Here is a 16,515-nt window from a genome sequence, read left to right as displayed (position 1 = left end):
GTCTCTTATGCGCGGTAGGCGAGCGAGGCCCAGTCGCTGTCGAGCTGCGCGAGCATGGGCTCGGGCTCCACGTCTCCGAGCATGATCGACTGCAGGTAGTTCTGATAGGGGATGTTGTTGGGGATGAACTGCGAGGCCCCCATGTAGAACTTCCCGTCGTCGTAGTACGGCTGCATGCCGACGATGCGCTCGTCCGTCACGGGCGGCGCATCCTTGGTGGTGCCGAAGCCCAGGAACTTCGCGTTGTACGGATCCTGGATCTCGGGCTTCATCAGGTACTGGAGGAACGCCCGGGCGCCGTCCTGCCCGTTGGCCGCGTCCGGCACCCACAGGGACAGGTCGATGTTGACGCGCACCTTGAGGTCCTCGGCGTCGTTCGTCGCCGGGAAGGGGAAGGTGCCGGCCTGCAGGTCGGTGCCGGCCTTGTCGAACTCGCTGAAGGCCCACGGTCCCTGGAGGATCATGGCGGCCTCGCCGTTGGCGAAGGCCGTGTTGCCGTCCCCGTAGCCGCGGCTCGGGGCGTCGGAGTTGATGTACTGGCCGAGCTGGACCATCTTCTGCACGGGCTCGAGCAGGGTCTTCTGGAAGGAGACCTCGGAGTTCGGGCCGACGTCGGCGCCGATCGCGTTCATCTTCTTGTAGAACTCGGCGACGTCGATCATGCCGCCCACGGGGTAGTCGAACCAGCCCTGGGCGATCGTCCACGCGTCGAGGAAGGTCGCGTAGAAGGGCGTGACGCCCGCGGCCTGCAGCCGGTCGCACACGTCGATCAGGGCGTCCCACGTGGCGGGGACCTCGATCCCGTTGTCCTCGAAGATCTTCTTGTTGTAGATGACCGAGGCCGCCATCGCCGAGTAGGGGAGCACGCTCGTGCGCTTCTCGTACTGGGGATACGCCTTGGTGAGCTCGACGATGTCCTCGCGGATCGTCGCCGCCTCCGGGAGGTCGGACAGGTCCGTCAGGGCGCCGCGCTCCATGAAGCGGGCCATCTCGAGGTTGTAGTTGAGACAGCCCAGATCCGGCGGGTTGCTGCGCACGAAGCTCGCCGAGAGGCTCGTGGAGACGTCGTGCAGGATCCGGTACTGATCCTGCGAGGCCGTGAAGTCGGCGGCGAGCTGGCTGAAGTAGGAGATCGCCTCCGGCTTCGACTGGTAGAAGGTGATCGTCTCGCGGCTGCTCGACGAGCACCCGGCGAGCCACGGCACGGCGCCGACGAGGCCGGCCCCTCCGAGGGTCTTGAGCAGCGTGCGGCGGGATGGTGCCCAGGCGGAGCGCTCGGCGGCGCGGGGATCGCCCGGGGCATGGGGTGATGGTTGAGGCACGTCGTTGTCCTTCTTCGTCCGTCACCGGCATCGCCAGTCGATGGGGTGACTAAATGTAGCCATCGGAGAAACCTCGGCTCGGTTATAGTGCACCAGGTTCGAGCAACGGTCAAGGGAGTCCCGACATGGATGTTCTTGCAGAGCATCGGGGGAGTACGGCCGACGTCCTCACCTTCGCGTGGGACGCCGGAGTCTTCCGCGCGGACCATGTCATGGCCGCGCTCGGGCTGACCCGCACGACCGCCCTGCGAGCCCTCGACACCCTCATCGAGCTCGGGCTGATCCGCGAGCTCTCGAGCTCCGAGCCCGAGCAGGGCGGCCGTCTCGGCCGGCCCGCCCGGCGCTTCGCGCTGCGGGGCGACGCGGGCATCGTGATCGGGATCGACGCGGGCCACCGCCATCTCACCGCCGTGGTCGCGGATCTCGCCGGTCGGATCCTCGCGCGCGAGCAGGTCGAGGTGCGCAACTCCGGCTACGTGCCCGGCGGCGCCGCCGACGACCGCGTCGCCGAGGCCCGGCGGGCGGCGGCTCTCGACGCGATCGCGACGGGCCTCGAGACCGCCGGGGGCTCGCCGCACGACGTGCTCGCCGTCGCGGTCGGGGTGCCGGCGCCCGTCGACGGGGAGGGCGCGTCCCCCTCGCACTCCAACCAGTTCTGGCAGCTCATGAACGCGGGCTTCCGCGACGCCCTCGCCGACAGCTTCCCGGCCGTGCGGGTCGAGAACGACGCGGCACTCGCGGCGCTCGCCGAGGGCACCCTCGGCGCCGCCCGCGGCTGCGACCACTTCGTCGCCATGCTCTCGGGTCGTCGCCTCGGCTCGGGCGTCGTGCTCGAGGGGCGCCTCGTGCGCGGCGCGCACGGGGGCGTGGGCGAGCTCGAGGGCCTCTCCTTCGTGCCCGGGGTGGCCGGGACCCTCGGGATCGGCGAACGTGCCGAGAACTGGGTGCGCGAGGCGCTCGAGGCCGGCCGCATCCCGGCCGAGCACCCGTGGGCCCGGCTGTCCGGGGTGGGGGTCACCGCCGAGGCCGTGCTCGCGACCGCACGGCTGTCCGACCCCGTCTCCCGGCCGCTGCTCGAGGAGCTGGGGGACCTGATGGGGCGGATCTGCGCCGTGGTCGCCCACTTCTACGACCCCGAGGTGATCGTCGTGTGCGGCGCCGTGGCCGGGGCGCTCGGCGAGGTGATCGAGCTCGCGAGCGCCTTCGTCGCCCAGGAGCTCGAGCTGCCCCCGCCCGAGATCGTGGCCTCCGAGCTCGCGGGCGACGCGGTCTCCCTCGGCGCCGTCTCGGCCGCGCGCGAGGCCGCGCAGGAGATCGCGCTCCCCCTTCTCAGCTCCCGGCGACGCGGCGACGACTGAGAGAGGCCGCCGTCGGTGCGCAAGCACACACGGCAGGCTCCGACGTCTCGCGTTGACGGGTCCCGGCGGCAGTCCCATACTGGTTGCGGTGCGTTGATCCATTCATGTGATCTAACCTCCGGGCGGTGCTCGTGACAGCACGCGAGGCCGCCCCGCGCCGCCCTCCCACGGCACCCGACCGCACGTCGGGCCCCTGTCATGCCCGTGTGCCGCGGCGCGGATCACGCCCCGACAGACCACCCCGAAGCAGAACAGGACACATCTCGTGACCATGACCTCCACGCCGGCGTCCACCGTGCTCGTCGACGATCCGAACTGGTGGCGGCAGGCGGCCGTCTACCAGATCTACCCCCGCTCCTTCGCCGACGCCAACGGCGACGGTATCGGTGACCTGCGCGGGATCATCTCGCGCGTCCCGTACCTCCGCGAGCTCGGGATCGACGCCGTCTGGCTCTCCCCCTTCTACCCCTCGGCGCTCGCCGACGGCGGCTACGACGTCGACGACTACCGTGACGTCGACCCGGCCATCGGCACCCTCGCCGACTTCGACGAGATGTCCGCGGCCCTGCACGGCGCTGGCATCCGGCTGATCGTCGACCTCGTGCCCAACCACTCCTCGGACCGCCACGCCTGGTTCCGCGAGGCCCTCGCCTCGCCGCGCGGGTCGAACGCCCGTGATCGCTACATCTTCCGCGACGGCCGCGGCGAGAACGGCGAGCTGCCGCCCGCGGACTGGGAGTCGATCTTCGGCGGCCCGGCGTGGACCCGGGTCGAGGACGGGCAGTGGTACCTCCACCTCTTCGCGCGCGAGCAGCCCGACTTCAACTGGAAGCACCCCGAGGTGCGCGAGGACTTCCTGACCACCCTGCGCTTCTGGTCCGACCGCGGGGTCGACGGCTTCCGCGTCGACGTCGCCCACGGCCTGGCCAAGGACCTGAGCGAGCCGCTGCCCTCGAAGGCGGAGCTCAAGGCCCTGCCGCAGCTGGACGGCACGCACCCGCTGTGGGACCGCGACGAGGTGCACGAGATCTACGCCGAGTGGCGCACGGTGTTCGACGAGTACACGCCTCCCCGCATGGCCGTGGCCGAGGCCTGGGCGCAGACCGCCGAGCGCCGGGCCCGCTACGCCCACCCCGGCAGCCTGGGCCAGGCCTTCAACTTCGACCTGCTCGAGGCCGACTTCGACGCCGCCGACTTCCGTCGCATCGTGACGGGCAACCTGACGGAGGCCGAGGCGCACGGCTCGTCGATCACGTGGGTGTTCTCCAACCACGACGTCGTGCGCCACGCGACCCGCTACGCGCTCGCGCCCTCCGACGGCACGTCCAAGCGCGGCGCGGCATGGCTGCTCGCGGGCGGCCCGGCGGACGGCATCGACCCCGAGCTCGGCGTGCGCCGTGCCCGCGCGGCGACCCTGTTCGAGCTGGCCCTGCCCGGCAGCGCCTACCTGTACCAGGGCGAGGAGCTCGGGCTCCACGAGGTCGCCGACATCCCGGCCGAGCAGCGCCAGGACCCCTCCTTCTTCCGGGCCTCGCGCGAGCAGCTCGAGAAGGACGGTCCCGGGCGCGACGGCTGCCGCGTGCCGCTGCCGTGGACCCGCACGGGCTCGTCCTTCGGCTTCGGCGAGGGCGGGTCCCACCTGCCCCAGCCCGCCTGGTTCGGCGACGTCTCCGTCGAGGCCCAGGACGGGGTCGAGGGCTCGACCCTGACCCTGTACCGGGAGGCCCTGCGTCGGCGCCACGAGCTCGAGACCGCGGAGACCCTGACGTGGGACGAGTCGCTGTCGACCGGTGACGTGCTCGCCTTCGAGCGTCCCGGCGGCTGGGTCACCGTCACCAACTTCGGCGACGCCCCGGCCTCGGTCCCCGCGGCTGAGGTCCTGCTCGCGAGCGGCGAGGTCGACCGCGCGCAGGACGGCGCGCTCGTGCTGCCGGGCGCGACGACGGTGTGGCTGCGCCGCTGATCCGACGCGTGCGCCGACGGCCCGGTCGGGATCTCCCGGCCGGGCCGTCCGCCGTCCCGGGCCCGCGGCGGGGACCGAAGGCCCGGGAGCGGCGTCGGAGCGCCCCTAGCCTGGAGAGGTGAGTCCTGACGCCCGCCACCCGGCCCCCGCTGAGCCCTCCGACCTCGTCGACCCCGGTGTGCCCGTCGAGGTCGCGTCCCGGCCCGCTCATGCCACGACCGGTGACCGGTGGCGCCGTGCCGCCGTCTACCGGGTCCACACGGCATCGTTCGCCGACGCGGACGGCGACGGCGTGGGCGACCTCGCAGGCCTTACCTCCCACATCCCCTACCTGCGCGACCTCGGCGTCGACGCGGTGCGGCTCGACGCCGGCGCGGGCGCTCCCGAGGAGATCGGCGCGCTGGCCGCAGCGCTGCACGCCGTCCAGCTCGGCCTGATCCTCGAGGAGGCGGACGCCGGGGAGGACGAGACGGCGCGGGACTGGTCCGCGCACGATGTCGACGCCCTCTGCCGCGACGGGCGGCTCCTGGTGCTCCGCCGAGGCGAGGGCGCGGCCGAGCCGGCGGCGCCGGAGCCCGCGGCGATCGACGTCGACCTGACTGCCGAGGAGTTCGAGGCCGCGGGCCTCCGACGCCGGATCGAGCAGGCCCTCGAGGCCGCACGCGTCGCCGGCGGCGCGCCCACGTGGGTGCTGTCGAGACCGGGCGCAGTGCGCCACGCCACCCGTTTCGCGTTCCTCCCCGGCATGGGGGCCGGTCCCGATGCCGTCGAGCAGTGGCTGCGAGAGGGCGGCGACATCGAGGAGGTGCCGGTCGCCCTCGGGCTCGCCCGCGCCCGTGCCGCCTCGCTGTTCGTGCTCGCCCTGCCCGGCGGCGTCGGTCTGCTCCAGGGCGAGGAGCTCGGGCTGCAGGAGGCCGGCGGGGCCCGGTCGCCGCAGCCGCCGTGGTCCGGGGGGCTCTCGGTCGAGGCCGAGAGCTTCGACCCCGGCTCGACGCTCACGATGTACCGGGCGGCCCTGGCCTATCGCGCCTACCTGGCGGGCGAGGAGCCCCTCGACTGGGTCGACACCGGGCGCGACGACGTGCTGCACGTGCGCCGCGGCCCCTGGAACGCGGTCCTGCACACGGGCGTGGCGCCCTATCCGATGCCCGACGGCCGGGTGCTGCTCGCGAGCCGCGTGCTGCCCGATCCCGCCCGCATCCCCGCCGACACCGCCGTCTGGATCCTCGACACGTGAGCTCCCCGTCCCCGCCACCTCGGGGGATAACCCCCTTCACTCCCGGCCGCCGACTTGGAAGGATGCAGGCATGACGAACGTACCGACGCCCTCTCGCGACGCCGCCCGTACGTGGGCGATCCTGTGCCACCTGTCCCTCATCATCTCCGCCATCCTGAGCGCCGGCATCCTCGCCTTCGTGGGGCCGCTCATCTTCTGGTTCCTCTATAAGGACAAGGACGCCCTCGTGCGCAACGCCGCGGCCGGGTCGTTCAACTTCGCGGTGACCCTGGTCATCGCGAGCGCGGTCGCCACCATCCTGCAGTTCACGATCATCCTCGCGCCCGTCGGCTGGATCATCTGGGCCGCCGTCTACGTGCTCGGCATCCTCTTCCCGATCCTCGCCGCGCTCGCCGCCTCGCGCTTCGAGCTGTACAAGTACCCGCTGACGCTCCCGCTGCTCTCGTGAGCGCCCCCGACCCGTCGGCGCGGCCGCTCGAGGGCCGACGGATCGCCGTGACCGCCCATCGCCGCGCCGACGACCAGATCGCCGCCCTGACGCGCCAGGGCGCCGAGGTGGTCCACGCCGCGACCATGCGCATCGTGCCCGTCGACGAGGACGAGGACCTGCTCGCCGAGACGCGCGCCCTGCTCGACGCCCGGCCCGCGGCGCTGCTCGTGACCACGGGCCAGGGCTTCACGACCTGGCTCGACGCCCTGCCGCCGGACCTGCGCGACCGTGCCGAGACGCAGATCGCGGGCCTGCGCGTCTTCTGCCGCGGCCCCAAGGCGCGAGGCGCCGTGCGCGGGCGGGGCTTCGCCGACCCGCCGGCCGCCCCCGACGAGACCACCGCGTCCCTCGTCGACCTCGTGCTCGACGCCGGGATCCGCGACGTCCCCGTGGGCCTGCAGCGCCACGGCTACGTCGACGAGCGCCAGCTCGACCGGCTGCGCGGCGCCGGCTGCACGGTGCACGTGGTGTCCCCGTACCGGTGGCAGGCGGGGGAGGACCAGACGGCCGTCGCCGCGATGATCGAGCAGATCATCGCCGGCGACGTCGACGCCGTGACCTTCACCGCCGGCCCCGCCGTCGAGGCGCTGTGGGCGAGCGCCCGTGCCGCGGACCGCCTCGAGGCGCTGCGCGAGGCCCTGCGCGACGGCCGCTGCCGTGCGGTCGCGGTCGGGCACGTCACCGCCCAGCCCCTCAGGGACGCCCAGGTGCCGGTGATCTTCCCCGAGCGCGAGCGGATGGGCGCGATGATCCGCCTGCTCACGGACGCCCTGGCCTGACCGCGCGGTCGGGGCGGCCCGTAGGCTGGCCCCATGAGCGCGTCATCCCTGCGCGTCGGCTTCATCCCCGGCGTCGAGCCCGATCGCTTCGTCCGACGCTGGCGCACCGGCCCGCGTCCCGCGGCGCTCGAGGTCGTCCCCGTCCCGCTGTCGCGGCAGGAGGAGGCGCTCGCGACGGGCGAGATCGACATGTGCTTCGTGCGGCTCCCGCTCGCAGGACCCGGCCACGCCGAGCTCCTGCACCTGGTCCCGCTGTGGGAGGAGCGGCCCGCGATCGTGATCGGCGACGAGAACCTGCTGAGCCTGCTCGAGGAGATCGGCGACGACGACCTGGCCGACGAGGCGGAGGTCGCGCCCCGGCACGCCGACGACGCGGCCGAGCGGGTGGCCCAGGTCGCGACCGGCCTCGGGTACGCGCGCATGCCGCTGTCGCTCGCGCGCCTGCACCATCGCAAGGACGTCGTCCACCGTCCGCACTCGGACGGCGAGGCGACGCGCATCGGCCTCGCCTGGCCCCGCGCCCTCGACGACGAGCTGCGCCAGGAGTTCGTGGGGGTCGTGCGCGGAAGGACGATACGCTCGTCCCGCTGACCAGACCTTCGAAGGAGGACGTGCCATGGCCGAGAAGATGAACGTCGAGAGCTTCAACCTCGATCACCGCACCGTGAGCGCGCCGTACATCCGGATCGCCGACCGCAAGGTGCTGCCCGCGGGCGACGTCCTGACCAAGTTCGACGTGCGCTTCACCCAGCCCAACGCGGCCCACCTGGAGTCCGAGACCGTGCACTCCCTCGAGCACCTGATGGCCGAGAAGATGCGCGACCACACCGACGCCGTCATCGACGTCTCCCCGATGGGCTGCCGCACGGGCTTCTACGTGCTGCTCTCGGGCGACCACACGCCCGACGAGCTCGACCCGGTGCTCGAGTCCACCCTCCAGGACGTGCTCGACGCGACCGAGGTCCCCGCGGCCAACGAGGTCCAGTGCGGCTGGGGAGCCCACCACGACCTCCAGGGCGCGCAGGCGGCCGCCCGCGCGATGCTCGACGAGCGCCTCACCTGGCTGCGCGTCGAGGCGTGAGCCTCGCCGCTCACGCCTCGCGCGTGCGCGGCCTCAGCCCTCGGCGAGGCTCTCGCGCACGGTGCTGAGCAGGCGCGCCGTGCGGGCGTCGGTCGCGATGTCGTCGACGCTCACGGCCCGGCCCTCGGGGTCGGCGAGCGGGATGCGCCAGTTGGGGTACTCCTCGTCGGTCCCCGGCTGGTTCTGGATGCGCCGCTCGCCCACGCAGTCCACGAGCGAGACGCCCAGCAGGAGCGACGGGGTGCGCGCGAGGTGGCGGTGCAGAGCGATCACGGTGTCCTCGACGCCGGCGCCGGGGGCGAGCAGCCCCTCGGCCCGCAGCACGTCGAGCACCCGCTCCCGGGCGGCCTCGTCCGCGGCGAGCTCCTGCTCGAGCGGACGCTCGAGCAGGCCGAGCTCGTGGCGCAGCGCCACGTGGTCGCCCGCGAGGTAGCCGGCCGTCGGCGGCAGGTCGTGGGTGTTGACGCTCGCCAGGCACAGGCGCCGGTAGGCCGCGGGATCGAGCGGGCCGCCCTCGGCGTCGTACTCGAACCACAGGATCGAGGTGCCCAGGATCCCGCGATCGGAGAGGTAGTCGCGGACCCACGGCTCGAAGGTGCCGAGGTCCTCGCCGATCACGAGGGTGCCCGAGCGCTGCGCCTCGAGGGCGAGGATCCCGATCATCGCGTCGTGGTCGTAGAAGACGTACGCGCCGTCGGCCGCCGAGTTGCCCTCGGGGATCCACCACAGCCGGAACAGCCCGAGCACGTGGTCGATCCGCAGGGCGCCCGCATGGCGCATGAGCGAGCGCAGCATGTCGCGCCAGGGCCGGTAGCCGGCCTCGGCGAGCCGGTCGGGCCGCCACGGCGGCTGGTCCCAGTTCTGGCCCTGCTGGTTGTACTGGTCGGCGGGGGCGCCGACGCCGACGCCCTGGGCGAGGATGTCCCCGAGACGCCACTTGTCGGCACCCTGCTGGGTGACGCCCACCGCGAGGTCGTGCATGAGGCCGATCCGCATGCCCGACTCGGTCGCGGCGGCCTGGGCGGTCGCCATCTGCTGGTCGAGCTGCCACTGCACCCAGGCGTGGAACGAGACCCGGTCGGCGAGCTCCTCACGGGCCGCGGCGACGGCGGGGGAGCGGGGGTCGGAGAGCGCCGCGAGCTGCTCGTCGGTGTAGGTCGCGCGCCGTTCGAGGATCGCCGACCACAGCGCGAAGTCCTCGAGGCCCTGGCCCTCGCGCGCGCGGTACGCGTCGAACAGGGCCCGACGGCCCGCCGTGAGCGGCACCGCGAACACCTCGGCGAGCGCTCGGTTCTTGCACGCGAGGATGCGATCGCGCTCGATCGTGTCGGCCCGCTCGTTGAGCGGGGCGACCTCGGCCCGGGCCCGCGCGACGCGCTCGCGGGCCGCGGCGGGCAGGTCGAGATACTCGGGGATGTCCTCGACGCGCACGTACAGGGCGCTCGTGAAGCGGCGGGTCACCGGCAGGTAGGGCGACGGCTCGACGGGGGGCGCCGGATCGGAGGCGTGCAGCGGGTTGACGAGCAGGAAGTCGGCGCCGTGGCGATGACCCAGAATCGCCGCGAGGTCGCGGGCGTCGCCGAGGTCGCCGATGCCCCACGAGCGCGCCGAGCGCACCGAGTAGAGCTGCGCCTGGACGCCCAGGGCGCGACGGGCGCCGAGCTGCTCGTGCACCGTCACCCGACGCGGCGTGACCACGAGGTCGCACGCCTCCTCGCCCTGGGTCGTGCGTGCCACGAGGCGGTGCCAGCCCAGCGGGAGCCCGGCGGGCACGGCGAAGCGGGCGCGGCCACGGCGGCGGCCGTCGATCTCGACGGGGGGCGTGTTGTCCTCGGTCTGGGCGAGCGGGCGCCGCGAGCCGTCCTCGAGCACCGCCTCGACGCTCACGGCGGTCCCGTCCTCGACCTGGACGGGGACCGTGACCTCGGCGTCCTCGCGCACGACCACGACCGGCGGCAGGGTGCGCAGCCACCGGGAGCGCTCGCGCTCGCGGCGGACCCGCTCGAGGTCGGCGTCCTCGCCGATCTCGTGCCCGAGCGCCCGCAGCACCGCCACGAGGGTCCCATCGGAGACGTCGCGCCGGATCCCGTCCCACCCCCAGTAGTCGGTGCCGACGCCGAGTTCGCGGGCGAGATCCCGCAGGGAGGAGGAGTCCAGAGCCATGCGGACCATCGTACGGTGGCGGGCGCCCAGGTCAGCACCCCTTCTCGCGGGCGGTGCGATCAGGGCCAGCTGGGCAGCCACATCCGCCAGTGCCACTGCGACTGGGGGATGACCTGCCCGGTCCAGATGGGCCAGAAGAACGCGCTGACCATGACGATCAGCACGAGCAGGGAGGCGACGAACAGGCCGCCCGCCAGACGGCGGTCCCGCTCGGCCTCGCGCGGGCCGAGCAGCAGGCCGAACACGTACGCGAGGCACAGCACCAGGAACGGCTCGTAGACCACCGAGTAGAACGTGAAGATCGTGCGGTGGATGTAGAGGAGCCACGGCAGGTAGCCGGCGGCGAGGCCCGCGAGCGCGGCGAGCGCCCGGCCGTCGCGCCACAGCAGCCCCATCACGAGGCACACGAGCACGGCCGCGGTGCCGAGCCACCAGATGAGCGGGTTGCCCACCGAGTTGACCTGTGCGACGCACCGCAGGGCCTGGCAGCCCGACTCGCCGTAGTCGAGCTCGCGGTAGTAGAAGTTCGTGGGCCGCAGCTGCAGGAGCCAGCCCAGCGGATTGGCCTGGTACGGGTGGGGGGTGTCGAGCCCGACGTGGAAGGAGTAGGCCTCGGTGTGGTAGTGCCACAGCGAGCGCAGGGCGTTGAGCACCGGGTTGCCGCCCGCGTGGCCGTTGACCTCCGCCCAGTCGCGGAAGTAGCCCTTCGACGAGGCGAACCAGCCCGACCACGAGGCGATGTAGGTGACGAGCGCTCCGCCGACCATGACGAAGAAGGCGGGGATCGCGTCACGGAACAGGCCGTTCTCGAACCACCGTCGCTCGCGGACGCGCCGCCGCGCCCACCAGTCCCACAGCACGGTCATGACGCCGAACACGGCCAGCACGTAGATGCCCGACCACTTGACGCCGCATGCGAGCCCCAGGAGCACCCCGGCGCCGATCCGCCAGGGGCGCAGTCCGCTGCGGATGCCGAGCACGGAGACCGCCTCGCCGGTCGCGGCGGCACGCGCGGAGACGGCGGCGAGACGCTCGCGGAAGCGGTCCCGGTCCAGCAGGAGGCAGCCGAAGGCCGCGAGCACGAAGAACGAGAGCACCATGTCGAGCAGCCCGGTGCGGGACATGACGAGGTGCAGGCCGTCGACCGCGAGCAGCAGGGCCGCGATCGTGCCGACGGTCGTGGAGCGGAACAGGCGGCGGCCGATGCGCGCGAGCAGGAGCACGCTCAGCGCGCCGAGCAGGGCCACCGAGATGCGCCAGCCCCACGGGTTGTCGGCGCCGAGCAGGGCCTCGCCGGCGCCGATCACCCACTTGCCCACGGGCGGGTGCACGACGTACTCGCCCTGCGGGAGATAGGTGTCGACCCGCCCGGCCTCCCAGGCGGGGTTCGGGTCGTCCGGCCACGCCATCTCGGTGCCGTTCTTCCACAGCGTGTACCCGTCCTTGACGTAGTACGTCTCGTCGAAGATCAGGGTGCGGATCGAGCCGAGGCCCCACAGTCGCAGGACGAGGGCGATCGCGAAGACGGCGAGCGCCCACCACCAGCTGCTCACCCGGTCGGTCAGCGGCACGATGCGCAGGCGGCGACGTGCGGTCGCGAGCAGGGTCGCCTCGTCGGCGTCCTCGACCTCCGGGGCCGGCGGCGCGGGACGCTCGTCGGCGCCCTCGACGAGATCGGACCGGGTGCTCACCCGCGTCATGCTAGGTCATCGCCTCGGGGCGCTCCGGGCGGCCCGCCTACGATGGCCTCGTGAGTGATCCCGCATTCCCGAGCCCGGGCGAGCTGACCCTCGCGGCCACCCCCATCGGCAACCCGCTCGACGCCTCGGTGCGCCTCGTCCGCGCGCTCGAGCGCGCGGACCTGATCGCCGCGGAGGACACCCGTCGTCTCGCGCGCCTGGCCCACGACCTCGAGATCACGATCGGCGGCCGGGTGATCGCCTACCACGAGCACAACGAGGCCGAGCGCACGACCTGGCTGCTCGACGCGCTGCGCGAGGGGCGCTCCGTCGTGCTCGTGACCGACGCCGGCATGCCCGTGGTCTCCGACCCCGGCTACCGGGCGGTGCGCGCCGCGATCGACGCGGGCCTGCCCGTGACGGTCGTGCCCGGGCCCTCGGCCGTGCTCACGGCGCTCGCCGCCTCGGGACTGCCGCCCGACCGCTTCGCCTTCGAGGGGTTCGCGCCGCGCGGCGAGGGGCGGCGCGCCGCGCTCTTCGCGGCCCTCGCCCACGAGGAGCGCACGCTCGTCTTCTTCGAGTCCCCCCGGCGCACCGCGGCGACGCTCGCCGCGATGGCCGACGGCTTCGGCGCCGACCGGCCCGCGGCCGTGGCCCGCGAGCTCACCAAGACCCACCAGGAGGTCCTGCGGGGCCCGCTCGGCGAGCTCGCCGCGTGGGCGGCCTCCCACGAGGTGCTCGGGGAGATCGTGCTCGTCCTCGGCGGATCGCGCACGGTCACCGCGCGACCCGAGGACGTGGTCGGCGAGGTGCTCGCGCGCGTGGCGGCGGGGGAGCGCATAAAGGACGCCGCCAAGGCCGTCGCCGCGGCGCGCGAGGGCGTGACCGCGCGGGACCTGTACCGCCTGGCCCTCGAGGCGAAGGAGACCGGGAGGGCCTGAGGCGGCCGGGCGTGCGCCCGGTCGTGCAGACGCGCAGGAGCCCCCGACCGATCGGCCGGGGGCTCCTGTGATGCGGGGGAGGAGGTCAGTCCTCGATCTGCAGCAGACCGCGCTGGTACGCCTTGGCGAGACGGCGCGGCACCGCGGCGGTGCGACCGCGGACGGTGACCTGCACGAGATCGGCGTTCGACGCCTTCCAGTTGGCGCGACGCGAGCGGGTGCGGGCCCGGGACATCTTGAACTTGGGCACTGCCATGAGGACGCTCCTTGGATGACTGTCCGGGACGGACGGCGAAAACGTGGGGTGCGGCGCCCGATCCGACGGCGGCCGCCGGTCACCCGAGGGCGCACGACAGCGCGCGGAACGACGCGCAACGAGTGACCATTGAACCATATGGGCCCCGTGACGTCCCCGCCGAGGCGGGGTGACCTCCACCACCGCCGCGGGGTCCCGACCCGCGGAAGGTGTCCGGGGCACCGTCGTGCGCCTCCTACGATGGTCCCATGCCTGGCGCCGAGACCCCCCGCGACCCGTCGTCCGCGACCCCGGATGCGCCGGCGAGCTCCGACCCCTCCCGCCCCGTGCACGCCCGCGCCGACGTCGATCGCGCCGGCTCGCGGCGGGACCGCTCCTGGCCCCCCGTGCCCGACGCGCTCCCGCTGCCCGTCGTCGACAACCACTGCCATCTCGACTTCGCCGACGGCGACGTCGAGCTGAGCGTCGACGACCATGTGCAGCGGGCGCGGGCCGCCGGGATCGACGCGATGATCACGATCGGCTCGAATCGCGAGGCCGCCTTCTGGACCGCCGAGCTCGTGGCACGCGACGACCGTCTGCGCGGCGGCGTCGCCGTGCATCCCAACGAGGCCGCGCTGCACGCCCGCGGGCACGACCACGAGGGCCGCCCCCTGATCCCGCTCGACGAGGCCATCGCGGAGATCGACCGTCTCGTGCGTGGGCCGGGCATGGTCGTCGTCGGCGAGACCGGCCTGGACGTCTTCCGCACCTCGCGCCGGGACGAGGCCGCTCACGCCGCGCAGGTCTCGTCGTTCCGCGCGCACATCGCGCTCGCCAAGGAGCTCGGGCTGCCCCTGCAGATCCACGACCGCGACGCCCACCGCGAGGTGCTCGAGGTGCTCGACGCGGACGGCGCCCCCGAGCGCACCGTGTTCCACTGCTTCTCCGGCGACGCCGAGTTCGCGCGCGCCTGCGTCGACCGCGGCTTCTACCTCTCCTTCGCGGGCACCGTGACGTTCAAGAACGCGCTGGGGCTGCGCGACGCGCTGGGGGAGGTCGGGCTAGGCCGCGTGATGGTCGAGACCGACGCCCCCTTCCTCACCCCGAGCCCGTACCGCGGGCGCCCCAACTCCTCCTACCTGATCCCGCTCACGATGGCGCAGATCGCCGAGTCGACCGCGTCCGGGCTCGAGGAGGCGTGCGCGGCCGTGCGCGCCACCACGCTCGAGGTCTACGGATGGCCCGCCGCGTGAGCGCGCCGGGCCCCAGGGCGGGGAGCGGGGGAGGCATGCTCCTGACCCCGCGCGACATCCGCGAGCTCGCCGAGGCGGGCGGCATCCGCCCCTCCAAGCAGCGCGGCCAGAACTTCCTCATGGACCCCAACACCGTGCGCGCGATTGTCGAGCGCGCCGGGATCGGCCCGGGCGACGCCGTGCTCGAGGTCGGTCCGGGCCTCGGCTCCCTGACCCTCGGACTGCTCGAGGCCGGGGCCGACGTGGCCGCGATCGAGCTCGACCGCGCCCTGGCCGAGCTGCTCCCGCTCACGGTGCGCGCCCGCGGCGTCGACGAGGAGCGCCTCGCTCTCGTGCACGCCGACGCGCTCGCCGTGACGGCCCTGCCGCCCCTGCCGGGCGGCCGCACCCCCACCCGGCTCGTGGCGAACCTGCCCTACAACGTGGCGACCCCGATCCTGCTGACGCTGCTCGGCCGCTTCGACGAGCTGCGGAGCGCGTTCGTCATGGTCCAGTCCGAGGTCGTGGACCGCCTCGTGGCCGGCCCGGGCAGCCGCACCTACGGCGCCCCGAGCGCGAAGACCGCGTGGTACGGCACCGCCGAACGGGCCGGCACGATCTCGCGCCAGGTGTTCTGGCCCGTGCCCAACGTCGACTCCGCGCTCGTGGAGGTGCGCCGCCGCGCGGAGCCTCTGGGCACCGAGGCGGAGCGCGCCGCGACCTTCGCCGTCGTCGACGCCGCGTTCGCCCAGCGCCGCAAGATGCTCCGCGCGGCCCTCGGCGCCTGGGCGGGCGACGGCCGGCGCGCCGTCGCGGTCCTCGAGGCCGCGGGCATCGACCCCACCCGGCGCGGCGAGACCCTCGGCGTCTCCGACTTCCTCGCGATCGCGCGGGCCGGCGAGGAGGTGGCCCGATGACCGATGCGCAGCCCCTGGGCGTCGCCGCCGAGGACGTGCGGTCCGCCCCCCGCTCCCGTGTCGTGGTCCGCGCCCCCGGCAAGATCAACCTGTCGCTCGCCGTGGGGGCCGTCGACGGCCGTGGCTACCACCAGCTCGCCACCGTCTTCCACGCCGTCGGCCTCTACGAGACCGTCACGGTGACCCCGGCCGACGACCTGTCCCTGAGCCTCACGAGCCATGTCACGGGCGAGGTGCCGCTCGACGCCTCCAACCTCGCGCTGCGTGCGGCCCGCCTGCTCCAGGAGACGTACGGGGTGGACCGCGGCGCCGCGATCCACGTCGACAAGGAGGTGCCCGTCGCGGGCGGCATGGGCGGAGGCAGCGCCGACGCGGCCGCGACCCTCCTCGCGCTCAGCCGGCTGTGGGATCTCCCGATCGCCCCCGACGAGCTGCGACGCCTGGGCGGCCGGCTCGGCGCGGACGTTCCCTTCGCGGTGCTCGGACACACCGCGCTGGGCCGCGGCAACGGCGGCGACCTGTCGAGCGTGCTCATCAGCGGCAGCTGGACCTGGGTGCTCGCCGCGCCCGGCGGCCACCTCTCGACCCCCGCCGTCTACGGGCGCTTCGACGAGCTCGTGCTCGAGCACGGCCGCGAGATCCCGACGGTGCCCGAGCCCGACCCGGTGCAGCTGCAGGCCCTGCGCAGCGGCGACATCACCCTGCTCGGGCAGACCCTGCACAACGACCTGCAGGCGGCGGCCTTCGCCCTGCACGCCGGGCTCGAGCCGGTGATCGCGCTCGCCGAGACCTCGGGCGCGAGCGGAGCGATCGTCTCCGGCTCCGGCCCCACCGTCGCGGTCCTCGTCGAGGACCTCGCGCACGCCCATGAGCTGCGCGATGTGCTCATGGGCTCCGGCATGATCGTGGAGTGCCACGTCGCCGAGGGCTCCGTGCCCGGCGCGCGCGTGCTCGAGGAGGCCTAGGGACCGAGGTCCCGGTCGTCGCTCCCGGCCGGGATGCTACGCTCGCCGCGAACGATCTCGTTCACAGGTTTGTCACTCCCCGTCGAGCACGTCCCCGAGGACGCGGAGGGGAGGCAAGACCTGGGCCGCGCCCCGCGCTCGACCCAGGTC

Annotated in this window: 15 protein-coding genes; 11 read left to right on the top strand and 4 right to left on the bottom strand. The window is 73.7% G+C overall.

Annotation, left to right across the window (positions count from 1 at the left end; all coding sequences use genetic code 11):
* Nucleotides 1-5: 5 nt before the first annotated feature.
* On the bottom strand, nucleotides 6-1,244 hold the full coding sequence (locus BRM3_RS13560; protein ID WP_263595471.1) for an ABC transporter substrate-binding protein: 1,239 nt from the start codon (nucleotides 1,242-1,244) through the stop codon (nucleotides 6-8).
* Between the two features lie 203 nt (nucleotides 1,245-1,447).
* Between BRM3_RS13560 and BRM3_RS13555 the strand changes: the two genes are divergently transcribed.
* The 7 genes from BRM3_RS13555 to BRM3_RS13525 all read left to right on the top strand — a co-directional run bounded on the left by BRM3_RS13555 (nucleotide 1,448) and on the right by BRM3_RS13525 (nucleotide 8,230).
* Nucleotides 1,448-2,680, top strand: coding sequence for an ROK family transcriptional regulator (locus tag BRM3_RS13555; protein ID WP_263593821.1), 1,233 nt, complete (start codon nucleotides 1,448-1,450; stop codon nucleotides 2,678-2,680).
* Nucleotides 2,681-2,951: 271 nt separating this feature from the next.
* The gene (locus tag BRM3_RS13550; RefSeq protein WP_263595470.1) at nucleotides 2,952-4,643 is read left to right on the top strand and encodes a glycoside hydrolase family 13 protein; all 1,692 of its coding nucleotides are present in this window, start codon (nucleotides 2,952-2,954) and stop codon (nucleotides 4,641-4,643) included.
* Nucleotides 4,644-4,761: 118 nt separating this feature from the next.
* A complete protein-coding gene (locus BRM3_RS13545; RefSeq protein ID WP_263593820.1) occupies nucleotides 4,762-5,880 on the top strand; it encodes an alpha-amylase family glycosyl hydrolase in 1,119 nt (372 codons plus the stop codon).
* A 70-nt stretch (nucleotides 5,881-5,950) separates the two neighbouring features.
* On the top strand, nucleotides 5,951-6,328 hold the full coding sequence (locus tag BRM3_RS13540; protein ID WP_263593819.1) for a DUF4870 domain-containing protein: 378 nt from the start codon (nucleotides 5,951-5,953) through the stop codon (nucleotides 6,326-6,328).
* Complete coding sequence (locus BRM3_RS13535) at nucleotides 6,325-7,149, top strand: uroporphyrinogen-III synthase (RefSeq protein ID WP_263593818.1); 825 nt, start codon at nucleotides 6,325-6,327, stop codon at nucleotides 7,147-7,149. Before BRM3_RS13540 ends, BRM3_RS13535 begins: the two co-directional genes overlap by 4 nt.
* A 33-nt stretch (nucleotides 7,150-7,182) precedes the next feature.
* On the top strand, nucleotides 7,183-7,740 hold the full coding sequence (locus BRM3_RS13530) for a type 2 periplasmic-binding domain-containing protein (RefSeq protein WP_263593817.1): 558 nt from the start codon (nucleotides 7,183-7,185) through the stop codon (nucleotides 7,738-7,740).
* A gap of 25 nt (nucleotides 7,741-7,765) precedes the next feature.
* Nucleotides 7,766-8,230 (top strand): S-ribosylhomocysteine lyase, encoded by a 465-nt coding sequence (locus BRM3_RS13525; protein WP_263593816.1) that lies wholly within the window; start codon nucleotides 7,766-7,768, stop codon nucleotides 8,228-8,230.
* Between the two features lie 33 nt (nucleotides 8,231-8,263).
* Here the strand turns inward: BRM3_RS13525 and malQ are convergent, their stop codons facing one another.
* The gene (gene malQ, locus BRM3_RS13520; protein ID WP_263593815.1) at nucleotides 8,264-10,393 is read right to left on the bottom strand and encodes a 4-alpha-glucanotransferase; all 2,130 of its coding nucleotides are present in this window, start codon (nucleotides 10,391-10,393) and stop codon (nucleotides 8,264-8,266) included.
* A 59-nt stretch (nucleotides 10,394-10,452) separates the two neighbouring features.
* Complete coding sequence (locus BRM3_RS13515; protein ID WP_396126961.1) at nucleotides 10,453-12,093, bottom strand: dolichyl-phosphate-mannose--protein mannosyltransferase; 1,641 nt, start codon at nucleotides 12,091-12,093, stop codon at nucleotides 10,453-10,455.
* A gap of 50 nt (nucleotides 12,094-12,143) precedes the next feature.
* On the opposite strand from BRM3_RS13515, the gene rsmI reads away from it, so the two are divergent.
* Nucleotides 12,144-13,013: a 16S rRNA (cytidine(1402)-2'-O)-methyltransferase gene (gene rsmI, locus BRM3_RS13510; protein ID WP_263593813.1), complete on the top strand. Its 870-nt coding sequence runs from the start codon at nucleotides 12,144-12,146 to the stop codon at nucleotides 13,011-13,013.
* An 85-nt stretch (nucleotides 13,014-13,098) separates the two neighbouring features.
* On the opposite strand, the gene rpmF is transcribed toward rsmI, so the two are convergent.
* Complete coding sequence (gene rpmF / locus BRM3_RS13505; RefSeq protein WP_263593812.1) at nucleotides 13,099-13,269, bottom strand: 50S ribosomal protein L32; 171 nt, start codon at nucleotides 13,267-13,269, stop codon at nucleotides 13,099-13,101.
* A gap of 248 nt (nucleotides 13,270-13,517) precedes the next feature.
* On the opposite strand from rpmF, the gene BRM3_RS13500 reads away from it, so the two are divergent.
* Genes BRM3_RS13500 through BRM3_RS13490 form a run of 3 tightly spaced genes read left to right on the top strand, consistent with a single transcriptional unit; the run spans nucleotide 13,518 to nucleotide 16,365 of the window.
* Nucleotides 13,518-14,504: a TatD family hydrolase gene (locus tag BRM3_RS13500; RefSeq protein WP_263593811.1), complete on the top strand. Its 987-nt coding sequence runs from the start codon at nucleotides 13,518-13,520 to the stop codon at nucleotides 14,502-14,504.
* A gap of 35 nt (nucleotides 14,505-14,539) precedes the next feature.
* On the top strand, nucleotides 14,540-15,400 hold the full coding sequence (rsmA, locus tag BRM3_RS13495; protein ID WP_263593810.1) for a 16S rRNA (adenine(1518)-N(6)/adenine(1519)-N(6))-dimethyltransferase RsmA: 861 nt from the start codon (nucleotides 14,540-14,542) through the stop codon (nucleotides 15,398-15,400).
* Nucleotides 15,397-16,365, top strand: a complete 969-nt coding sequence (locus tag BRM3_RS13490) for a 4-(cytidine 5'-diphospho)-2-C-methyl-D-erythritol kinase (protein WP_263593809.1) — start codon at nucleotides 15,397-15,399, stop codon at nucleotides 16,363-16,365. Before rsmA ends, BRM3_RS13490 begins: the two co-directional genes overlap by 4 nt.
* Nucleotides 16,366-16,515: the final 150 nt, after the last annotated feature.

Source organism: Brachybacterium huguangmaarense (assembly GCF_025725725.1).
GTDB lineage: Bacteria > Actinomycetota > Actinomycetes > Actinomycetales > Dermabacteraceae > Brachybacterium > Brachybacterium huguangmaarense.
Note: the sequence above shows the minus strand (reverse complement) of the source record. Positions and strands in the feature narration are given on the sequence as shown.